The organism is Algoriphagus alkaliphilus (assembly GCF_900103735.1).
GTDB classification, from domain to species: domain Bacteria; phylum Bacteroidota; class Bacteroidia; order Cytophagales; family Cyclobacteriaceae; genus Algoriphagus; species Algoriphagus alkaliphilus.
In genome coordinates, this window is the sequence record NZ_FMXE01000056.1 from 1 (window position 1) to 10795 (window position 10795).

Genomic DNA, 10795 nt, shown 5'->3' on the forward strand with positions numbered 1-10795 from the left:
ACAATGTGTCCAAAATTCAACTTTGGGTCATAATTTGGTCACGATTTATCATGATAATCATCTGTACACAGTTTATTTATACCCCTTGCCGAATTTTAGTCAAAACAAAGGCAAATAAAGATCTGAGTCTGATGAAAGTCACTCAATATTTAACAAGGAATCCACAAAAATTGATTCTAATTCTGAATGAATTACAAAGCAAACCAAATGAACCTTGCCTGGCGATAGAGGCACTAGCCAAATATTGTTGCTATGAAACAAGAAAAAGATCTCATTATCAACAAGATCTGAAAATTATATATCGCTAAGTTAACGCCAATGCCCAGAGGGTTTGAATTTTTGTACTGAAAGGTAAAAAGAGAAATCCCTGCTCTCAGCCCCGTTGATAACAAGGGATTTGCCAAAGACTAGCATCAAACATTCTCTTTATTTATTCTTTATCTTCCTCCTGCAGGCAGACTCCTCAACCAAAAGTTTGTCATGGTCTCGCGCAGGTGGAGCGAGGTATTTTCCCGTTCGTTGATACCATGGGCACGCATGGGGTAAGACATCATGGAAAATTGTTTGTTGTGTTTGATCAGTTTGTCCACCAGCATTTCAAAACTTTGGTAGTGAACATTGTCGTCGGCCGTGCCGTGGATGATCATAAGCTCTCCTTGTAAGTTTTCTGCATAGGTGATCGGTGAGCCATCGATATAGCCTTTCTGATTATCTTCCAAAAGCCCCATGTATCGCTCCTGATAGGTGGCATCGTAGAGTCGTTGATCCGAGACAAAAGCCAAGGCCAATCCGGCTTTGTAGATTTCTGGATATCGAAACATCAAGTTGAGTGTCATTTGTCCACCACCACTCCATCCCCAAGAACCTACACGAGTGGGATCTATGAAATCATAGGTTTTGAGGATTTTTTCTACTGCAGCCTTTTGATCAAAAGAGGCCAAAATCCCGATCTGACCATAGATGGATTTGCGCCATTCTCTTCCTCTCGGAGTTTTGGTGCCACGGTTATCGATGCTGATGACCACATAGCCCAGCCGCGCCATGTAATGATGCCACAAGTCTCCATCCGCCCAATTATCCTGAACAGTGGAAGCTGCAGGTTCGCCGTAAACGTAAGCCAAGAGCGGGTATTTTTTCGCAGGATCAAAGCCCTTGGGCTTGATCATCCAGGCATCCAAAACCACTTCCCCGATATCCACCTTGATAAATTCCTTTGGATTCAGTCCCAAAGCCGAATGCTTGGCTTTTAAGGCTCGATTGTCTTCCAAAACCCGAACGGATTCGTGCTTGGGTAAGGTAATTAGGGAATAGACTAGAGGAGTCGTGGTATTTTGGAAGGTGTGGATTGCAAATTTTGAATCCGTTGAAATCTGATAAGCATTTTGTCCTGAGAGGTTCATCGGCGTAATCCGCTCAGCTTTTCCTTTTTTGGTGAGCGAACTGCGATAGAGGTAGCGCTGGGTGAAGTTGTCGGGTGAGGCGATGTAATACACAAAACCGCTGGCAGGGTCGATGTGGCTGATGCGCTCCACGTCAAAATCCCCTTCGGTAATTAATTGAGAGGTTTTGCCATCTCTGGAAACTTTATAAAGATGCATCCAGCCGTCCTTTTCACTGGTCCAAGTGAAAAATTTCTCCCCCTCCAGCCAGAGGATATTGTCATGGAGATCCAGGAAAGCCTCATCTTGATCAACCAAGATTTTTGACAATGCCATGGTTTGGATATTTGCAGTCCATACGGTGTTGGTGTTTTGTCGTCTGTTTAGCTGCTGCACCATCACCTCTTGGGAATTGGGGATAAATTCCATCCGCGCCAGGTAATTATTTCTGGGATCGCCTGGGAAATCAAACCATTTGGTCTGTCCTCCTTCACTGGAGACTACCCCGATTTTCACGGCGGAGAGTGTATGGCCGACTTTGGGATAAGGCAAAGGAATGGGCTTGGAGTAAATAGAATCCAAGTTGTTGATCAGATAAAAAGTGCCCACACCTTTGGTGTCAGACTGCCAATAGGCGATGTTTTTTCCGTCAGGACTCCATCTGAACCCATCCCTACATTCTAATTCCTCTTCGTAAACCCAATCAAAGGTGCCATTGATGATGTCCTTATCTCCTTCCAAGGTGATTTGGTTGATTTTGCCTGATTCGAGAGATTCTACAAAGATGTTGTTCTGACTTACATAGGCCACTCGGCTCGCATCAGGAGAAAACTTGGCAAACATCAACGTAGTAGCGGGGATGCCTTTTCCCAACTGACTCAGTTTTCGGGTTTTCAAATCCAAGACCCAATAATCTCCCCGGGTATGATAGCGCCAAACCTTTCTGGTATTGGTGAAAACAAGCAGCTTGCTGTTGTCTTCAGACCAATGGTAATCTGCGACGGATAAGGGTGTGCCTTGTCCCACAGGCACTAATTCCTCAGCCGAAATCAGGATGGATCGTTTTCCGGAAAGTGCATCGTATCGGACTATATCGTCCCCTTCGAGTTGGGCGCTTTTTTCTATGCTTGAATAGCCCTGCCCGTCTTTCATCCATCGGATTGGACCAAAGCGATTCTGTCTGTAGACCCCATTTTTATAAATGTCGGGAAGTGTCAGTTTGGATTGAGAAAAAACATCCGCTCCTAAAATCATTAAAAAAGCAAAAACTATATACCTCATTATTTTTTTAGTTTAATTGATCAAGATCCGATTTTCTTTTGTTCCATCAGGAATTCAACGCTACGGGAGTTCTTGTTTTAATAATACCAATAATCGGTGTAATCCTAACAAGCCTAGACAGATTTCAAATTGGAAAAATAAAATCAGATAAGCCCGACAATGCTCATTATATCGGGAAGATTTAAAAAAAGAAAGCCTTGGTTTTGAGGATAATAGACTTAATTGGCCATATTTAGTAAAGTGAAGTAATTCCTTTTAAATTTATTTCTGTGTCTTTAAGAATAATCCAATGAGCTATCCAAGCATTTTCAACGATGTAATCGGCCCGGTGATGCGAGGTCCTTCGAGTTCCCATTGTGCTGCATCTCTTAGAATCGGCAGGATTTGCCATGATCTGATGGGGGGTAGCATCTCGGAAATTTTGATCGAGTTTGATCCCAACGGTTCTTTGGCCACCACGCACAAGGAGCAGGGTTCAGACATGGGATTGTTCGGAGGATTTTTGGGATGGGAGGCTTATGACGAGCGCTTGGTCAATTCCGAGATGCACCTCGGTGCGGCGGGTATTCAGGTAAAAATCGAGATCAAAGACATTCAGGCAGAACATCCGAATACGTATCAAATTACCTTAAAAAATCCCTGGGAAACGCATCAGGTCATTGCCATTTCTACTGGTGGAGGGATGATAGAAGTCATTGAAATTGATGGAGAAAAGGTGTCACTGGCCGGAGATTGTTTCCTTACCCTGATTTATGCAGCAGATCTTCAAAAACCGGAAAGTTACTTCCAACAATCCGGCTTGTCGGATGAGGTGGAAATTCATACAGCGGAAGGCAGTTTTTTGGCCATCAAATCCCAGGATTTTTTAGATGAAACGCTGATTGAGGAACTTAAATCACTAGACGGAGTGTCCCAAATCAAGCAAATCAGGCCGGTGTTACCTGTGCTTACAGGTAAAAATCAGACCGTCCCATTCATTACCTGTGAGGAGATGCTTGCTTACAATCAGGACAAGAATTTGAGCTTGTGGGAATTGGCTGTGCGGTATGAAAGCATCCGGGGTAATATCACCTCCGTGGAAGTACTTGCCAAAATGGAGGAAATCAGAATCATTCTCAAAAATGCAGTCGAGACTGGTTTGAAAGGAACGAAATTCGAAGACCGAATATTAGGCCCACAATCTGTGAAATTCAAATCCATGATGGAGGATCGGAAACTGATCACTGGGGATGTCTTGAACCGGATCATCATGTACGTTTCGGCTATCATGGAGGTCAAGAGTTCCATGGGTGTGATCGTGGCAGCACCGACTGCGGGTTCTTGCGGAGCGATGCCCGGAGCAGTGTTGGGCGTAGTAGATTCCTTGGAATTGTCAGATGAAGAGGCGGTCAAAGCCTTAATGATTGCCGGTTTGATCGGAGTCTTCATTGCGGCTCACTCCACCTTTGCAGCTGAAGTGGGAGGTTGTCAGGCAGAATGCGGTTCCGGTGCTACCATGGCTGCTGCTGCCATTGTTCACTTGGCAGGAGGCAATTTGAATCAAAGCATTTCTGCTGCTTCGATGGCTTTGCAGAGTTCTTTGGGAATGATCTGTGACCCCATAGGGAATCGGGTAGAGGCACCTTGCCTCAACAGAAATGTGATGGCCGCCTCCAATGCACTTTCCTGTGCCAATATGGCCCTGGCAGATTATGATCACTTGATCCCTTTGGATGAAGTTATTGAGACCATGTACGAGGTAGGAAAAAGTATCCCCAACACCTTGCGATGCACCACCCTGGGAGGATTATCAATTACCAAGACTGCGAAAGAAATCGAAGCTCGGCTTACGCAGAAGCATTTTTATAAGAGTTGTTGATTCTAATTTTAAAGAATTCCGGTCTGTGAAGACACAGACCGGGGCTTATTTTTATCTGATTGAAAATCCTACCATGGTGCCTTGGACTCCATATCCCGCGGACTTGTGGAACTGGATAATTGGGGCTTCTTGGAAAATTCCTTCAGAAAAGGTTAGATGAGGTAAGAATGGAGATTTTGGGTGTTTTTTTGGCACTCTTTAGCTGGTACTTCAGTGCAATTTTTGTCCGGCAAAGTACAACTTGCTTTGCTTTTGGGCTGGAATGTGTGTTGGAATTGAGGTATGGGCACACTGATCCCATGAACCTGTTTTGAAGGCAGGTTTAGGCTGCTTTTTGATCAGTGGGGAGTTGCTTCTCAGCCCTTCTTTTGGCGATTTTTACCGAATTGGCAGTCATGATTCCAAAAAATATCATCAGCTTCTCTCTTTTTTCTCCCTTTACTTTGATTTTTCCCAGGCCGTAGAAGTTCTTGTTTGTGCCAAATACCCCTTCCATCACCGTGGCTCTCTGTTTGGATATTTCCGAACTGAGCACTTTTTCGGATTTGCTCAGCTCTTTGGGACCCTTCTTGGGGAAGCAGGTGAATATTTTGTTGGCAGTACAGAATCTTCGGTTGTCGTTGGTGGCATAGATCCGGTCAGCTCCCAGTTGTTTGGCCGGGCCGAAAAACCGTTTGTGCTTGGCCACTGACAACTTTAACCGGGTACACTCATTGAATGCGTTGAAGTCAAGTTTGTCTATAAAGGAGAGTCCGTCCACCTGAAGGATATGGGCTTTGGCACCGAATTCCACGGGTTTATTCTCTTTGCCTCGCACGATGGGCCTCAGATAGGGCTTGTGCAGGGAAACAATCCTGTCCTTGAGTGCTGAAGGAGGATGGGTGAGCAGGAACTCCTGCTGTTGGTGTACCTTTTTGATCACGGCAAGTCTTGCAAAATCCTTGAGCTCTAAATCGCCTCCTTGATGCCTGTTGAGCATATCCTGCAGTTGTCCGATCCCTTTTCCAAGAAGATAGACCAGCGCGTTTCTCCTTTTAAGGGTCTCTTTGAAGGTCTTTTTCCTCTTCTTGATGTAGGCAGACTGGCTGATTTTCTGCTCCCTGTATTTGGATCTTGGCCTTTTAACCCCCAAACTCCCGCAGAGTCTGAATAGCTGTTTTTCAAACACCCACTCACAGCATTCCCACAGCAACTTCACATCGGTGGGATACCTGATGTAGGATTCGTAACAGGTGGCATCCATCAGAAGGACATGGGAGTTATTTACATCCCGTTTCCAGTGGTTAATGAGCACTTCCTGAAGTTTTTCCCACTCGCAATGTCGTTCCAAATAGGACCTTACTCTGGTCAGGATGGTCATGTCCTTGATTTGCTGGTTTTCCGCCAAAACCTTCCCGCAAAAGTACTGAAGTGACCAGTCGGTGTTGAAGCGCTCCAGTAATTGCCTGTCACTGACGTTGAGGTAGGACTTGAGAAACATCAGGGCAAACATGCCTTTGCCACCAAACCAGCTGGGAGCTCCCCTGCCGGATCGCTCCTCAGGAAGGCAGGCTACCAGCTCATCCCAGGGGATACAGTCATGGATCTGACCAAACAATGAATTCTTGAAAAAGTGATATTTTGGAGAATATCCGTCAAAGTCTTTGAAAAGAGGAAGCTGGCCTGTATTTTTCATCGTATTTTGGTTTGCAACCTCAAAATACAAAAACCAAAACCCCGAAAAAAGCTCAAAACAGCCGATTTCGGGGTTTTTATGTTATCTTTTTGTTAATTAATTATCTGTAATTCAAAGACTTATAGATTTAGCAAGAAGCCCTAATTGAATAGGAATGGCGCTTTAGCCCATTCCTACAAGGCATTATTTTTATTGGCGGGCTTTAGCCCAAAAGTTAGAATTTCCGGCCTGTGAAGACACAGACCAGGGTTTTGGAATTGCTAGGGCATGCTAAAATTTCAATCATTTTGGGGTAGTTTAGCGCCTCTTTTTGGAATGGGCTAAAGCCACATTCCTATTGAAAATTCTATAATATGACCTCGGAATTGCAATTCCGGAACCCTTGATTAAACTGTCAATATGTCCACTTCTGCATAAATGTTCAGAAGTTCTTGGGATGGATAATATTGAGTTTTGGGAATTTCAGATCGATGAAAATTTGATTCAAAGGATTTTCGTTCAAAAGCGGTATAAATGGCAAACTCGGGATTTTTCCTATTTAGCGTGGTGATGAGCACATTGGTGTCCACCACCAATTTGGGTTTAGGTTTCTCAATCACTTCACTCACTTTTCTCTGAGTTGATCGTAATTTTTTTGAGAAATCTTTTTTTGAGATACCATTTGGTCAACTTCAGATTTCAATTTTTGAGAATAATGATTGGTGAGTAGATCCCTTATCTCCACAGATTCTTCATAACTCATCTCCCTATTGAACATGCGCAAGAGGCTCAGCTGAACATCATTTAATCCTCTATTTTCTTTGTCTACAGTATCCATTAGTTCTCTTAGAAAGTGTTGATCAAAGTTAACTCAACTGCATTAGATGTCAAAATCAGGAATTTAGCTAGTCAATATTGATTTGGCATACTATTAAATTCCCTCATGCTTTAGCTGGGGGGAGAAATTATTGCGGCACCGTCATCCATCGCCAAACAATACTTCCGTAACTGGACTTGTGGCTTTTCAAGGTTTTGGAGATTCCGCCTAATTGGCCTTCTCGGTCCCGGGTAGTTTTGAGTTCAATTAAGGAAAATTCCCCGCGCTCATAGTCATAGCTCACTCCATCATCATTGTATAGTAAATATGCGTTTTCCTTTGAACCGTACAGTCTGACCTCCAGGGGTTGATCCGGATTGTCTTTGTCTAAAGTGGATAACATGGGGATGATTCCTCCATCTTTTACAAAAAGCGGGATTTCTTCGAGTTTAGTCTTGATGGAGATCGTCTCGCCATTGCCGGCATATTCCCCGGTGTAGAAATCGAACCAATTCCCTTCAGGAAGGACAACCGTACGCTCCTTTTGCCCGGTAAATACAGGTGCTACAAGTATCGATGGCCCCATCATGTATTGATCAGTCACTTCCAGCCTTTTTTGCTCTGCGTAGGGATTTTTTGCGTCATCCAATTCACCTCCGGCTAAGGTCTCCCGAGTGTCGAATCCGCTCTCCAAAACCATGGCTCTGAAAGGGGGAATGCCTTTTTGATTGTATTCATAAAAGGCAGTGTAGAGATATGGTAGGAGTTTCATTCGAAGCTCAATGGTATTTCTGACCAGGTCCGTGACTTCAGGGAAGCTCCATGGTTTTTTGCCTGATGACCAGGCATTGAGCATCATGAGCGGAGAGAAACTAACCGTTTGAAATCTGCGAATCCATTCTTCGGCGGAGTCAGCGCTTCGGATTTCGGGAGTCCACAAAAGCCCCGACAAGGACGAATTGGCCAGTGCGGTCAAATAGCCTTCATGATCATAATGATCGCTGTACAACACAAAATTATGATTGCTTGCGCCGATGTAAGCGGATCTGATCAGATTGTAAGTTCGCTGATTCTGTTCCTTAAAATGACGGTCAAACATGTCCATCATCATCATGCCATAGAGTTGTCGTATTTCAACCGCATCATTTCCTGAAGGGAAAGTGGCATGGTCGGGCCAAAGCCAAACATCGTATCCATCCACCTCATCAAATTTGTAACCGCTCACTCCGATGGACAAATGATTCTTTTGGTGGTGCTTCAGCAAGACTTGTTGCGCTTCGGGAATCGTGTAATCCGGTACTTCCCCCAGCCAAACCGTATGGCTGCCTGTAAATGGACTGATGTCTTTGTACATGGTGGAGACAGGGGCGACATAGGGATTCTCCCAAAGGTTTACTTTTATCCCTTTTTGATTCAATGTCTGAACAAAGTTCTCGGGGTTTGGGAAGCGTGTACTGTCCCAATCGAAAGAACAGGGATAAGCAAAACTTTGCCAACCCGGTTCAAGTCCTATGACATCCAAAGGAAACCCCTTGTCTTCAAAATCCTGTATTTCTTTCAGGACATCGGCGTCGCTACTTGCCGTATGCATCCTGTGCCAGAAGCCAAGGCCCCACTTGGGAGGGATCACTCCGCCTCCGAAAAAGAGATTGTAGCGCTGCACCACCTCGAGGGTTGTACTTCCGGCAAAGACATAAATCTCCATTCCATCCCCTTCAACACTCGCCTCGACCGCATCAGAAAGGGGTCGGGCAGGCCAGTTTTTCCCTGTTGTTCGGTCAATTCGTTCAGGGAGGGCACTATCCTTTCGGTTGCCTACACCCACATGGACTTTCACCCGTTTGGATGAATTTATCAAAACTCCATACCCTTCACTTGAAATATAAAAGGGAACCGGTGCATGGGTATAGCCTTTGATCCCGCCATAGTGATCGACTTTAAGCGAATAAACCTCGCTGCGTCTGTTGATCCCTTCAAACTCCAATCCTAAACCATAGATTTGTTCTGTTTCACTCAGAGGCAACCGGACACTTGCCCGATTTGGAGTCAGAAGGCTACGACTGGCATCTTGGGCAAAAGGGAATGGAGCATCTCCAAGCGCTTTGATTGCATCTACTTTAGGTTTATTCGCATAATCCATGGGATTCAACCCCATCTTTCCGAAACTTGCCTTCCATATACCGGGCATCACCTTTTCCCATTTCAACTCCTCCATCTCTGATATCAGGGTGTTTTGTGCCAATCCATTCGAACAAATCAGGATGAGTATCGGCAGCAGGAAGTAGGGTTTGAAAAGGTGCTTTTTATATTTTGTGTTCATGTGTTGGATTATAAAATAGGGGTTCTGGGTCTCAAACTAGAAAGAAATTCCAGATTTACTAGCTGTTCCATTTCTCCAATCAGGATTTTCTTTTGTCGCGCTTCTAGGCAAAAACCATGTCCCATTTCCATCATAAAATCCTGCAAATGGTCGAGCAGGGCAGTCTCTAAATCACTCTCCTCCACCGTATCTTTCACTTTCAAGCCCAAAAATTCAAAGGCATAAACCGATTTCACAATGTCTGAAGGATTGGTTTTCTCTGCTTTTTGCTGTGAGATTTCGCTTAGCATTTCAGGCTTGACGCTCAATCCGCTGCGTTCATAATAGAGGCTGTTGATTTGGCGTTTGAGTTCTTTTACCGACCAAGTACCCTTGATGCAAGCGATCTCATAAAAGGTACGTTTTAGCAAATCTTTGATCTGTAAAAGTTGCTCAATATGGGTATACGAAAGACAGGTAATTAGCTTTTCAACTGGAACTTGTGCCTTATTTTGAGATTGTGGGGTTGCCGACCCCATAATTTGATAAGTCGATGAAGAGGATGAAAATAAAGCGAATTGATTATCAGTAATATAATTTGAGATCTGAGGATAGAGCAGGTAAAAATCTTTAAATCGATATAAGGACCTGCGATCTACACCTTTAATGGATTTCAGCCTTTTTGCAAGTTCATCAAATAGTTTGTCGCCGTATACTGATCGGTCTTCACCATGTAATTCAAACTCAACAATATAAAACCCAATCAGCCAATTTCGTAAAGTCAGGGACACGTTTACAGCCTTCGCCGCCTGCTGCTGAAAGTGCCCGTGGGTGTTGGATATGGTCTTTACTAATCGTTCAAAGTTCATTTGACCAGGAAGTTTAAATGTTTCCAAATTAGATTTTGGCTAAAGCCTCTTGATTTAAAATGGTGATTCACTGGAAGAACTAATTTACATTCCAATTGAAAAATAATTTCCTTCAAATCTTTCGAATTACCAACGGAGTATTTAGATATTCTGATAACCGCAATCCTGCCAGAAATTAAGAAATATGCTTTAGAAGTTGCGGCTAATCGTCCACAGACAACGGTCGACAGTCCACACCTGTGCGCCGTGGCGTACCACGTTCAAATGAACTTCAAACAACATTTAATAGGGTTACTGGAAAGAAAGCGGAAATACATGTGTGTGCCTTGAAGCGGAGGAATAAGTCCTACGCATGCTGTTGAAAAGATGATGGTAGGTCCATCGTGTAGGCTGTCAGCCAGACTTCACAAACCACTTTATGGTGCGTTTCACCGAAAGGTACTCGTATTGAGCGATAAAGAAAAGGCGGAGGTCATCCGTCAGGTGAGTAACGGGGAGTTGAACGAGAGTGAACCTCCATAGTAAAACATCGATATATCCATAGCCCATACTGAAACTGAGGGGGTATATGTGTTCTCAGGAATAAAGTCCGGCAGGTGTAAGCTGCTACTGGCCGGACAGTATGCGGTGTAAAGGAG

Annotated in this window: 7 protein-coding genes; 1 reads left to right on the forward strand and 6 read right to left on the reverse strand. The window is 44.2% G+C overall.

Features of this window, described 5'->3' with window-relative positions; translation table 11 throughout:
- Positions 1 to 437: 437 nt before the first annotated feature.
- Entirely contained in the window at positions 438 to 2660 is a 2223-nt protein-coding gene (locus tag BLQ81_RS21415) for a S9 family peptidase (RefSeq protein ID WP_092735065.1), read from the reverse strand.
- 289 nt (positions 2661 to 2949) lie between these two features.
- On the opposite strand from BLQ81_RS21415, the gene BLQ81_RS21420 reads away from it, so the two are divergent.
- The gene (locus BLQ81_RS21420) at positions 2950 to 4518 is read left to right on the forward strand and encodes an L-serine ammonia-lyase, iron-sulfur-dependent, subunit alpha (protein ID WP_092735068.1); all 1569 of its coding nucleotides are present in this window, start codon (positions 2950 to 2952) and stop codon (positions 4516 to 4518) included.
- 322 nt (positions 4519 to 4840) lie between these two features.
- On the opposite strand, the gene BLQ81_RS21430 is transcribed toward BLQ81_RS21420, so the two are convergent.
- From BLQ81_RS21430 to BLQ81_RS21450, 5 genes are all read right to left on the reverse strand, one after another.
- Positions 4841 to 6193, reverse strand: coding sequence for a transposase (locus BLQ81_RS21430; RefSeq protein ID WP_092735074.1), 1353 nt, complete (start codon positions 6191 to 6193; stop codon positions 4841 to 4843).
- Positions 6194 to 6579: 386 nt separating this feature from the next.
- Positions 6580 to 6801, reverse strand: a complete 222-nt coding sequence (locus BLQ81_RS21435) for a PIN domain-containing protein (RefSeq protein ID WP_092735077.1) — start codon at positions 6799 to 6801, stop codon at positions 6580 to 6582.
- Positions 6798 to 7010, reverse strand: coding sequence for a hypothetical protein (locus tag BLQ81_RS21440; protein ID WP_092735080.1), 213 nt, complete (start codon positions 7008 to 7010; stop codon positions 6798 to 6800). Before BLQ81_RS21440 ends, BLQ81_RS21435 begins: the two co-directional genes overlap by 4 nt.
- Positions 7011 to 7137: 127 nt before the next feature.
- Entirely contained in the window at positions 7138 to 9309 is a 2172-nt protein-coding gene (locus BLQ81_RS21445) for a glycoside hydrolase family 31 protein (protein WP_092735083.1), read from the reverse strand.
- Between the two features lie 8 nt (positions 9310 to 9317).
- A complete protein-coding gene (locus BLQ81_RS21450; protein ID WP_139183705.1) occupies positions 9318 to 10184 on the reverse strand; it encodes a PDDEXK nuclease domain-containing protein in 867 nt (288 codons plus the stop codon).
- Positions 10185 to 10795 lie beyond the last annotated feature (611 nt).

Coding starts and splice junctions, on each gene's coding strand:
- BLQ81_RS21440 (WP_092735080.1), bottom strand. CDS start 7,010: ATGGATACTGTAGACAAAGAAAATAGAGGATTAAATGATGTTCAGCTG.
- BLQ81_RS21420 (WP_092735068.1), top strand. CDS start 2,950: ATGAGCTATCCAAGCATTTTCAACGATGTAATCGGCCCGGTGATGCGA.
- BLQ81_RS21415 (WP_092735065.1), bottom strand. CDS start 2,660: ATGAGGTATATAGTTTTTGCTTTTTTAATGATTTTAGGAGCGGATGTT.
- BLQ81_RS21430 (WP_092735074.1), bottom strand. CDS start 6,193: ATGAAAAATACAGGCCAGCTTCCTCTTTTCAAAGACTTTGACGGATAT.
- BLQ81_RS21445 (WP_092735083.1), bottom strand. CDS start 9,309: ATGAACACAAAATATAAAAAGCACCTTTTCAAACCCTACTTCCTGCTG.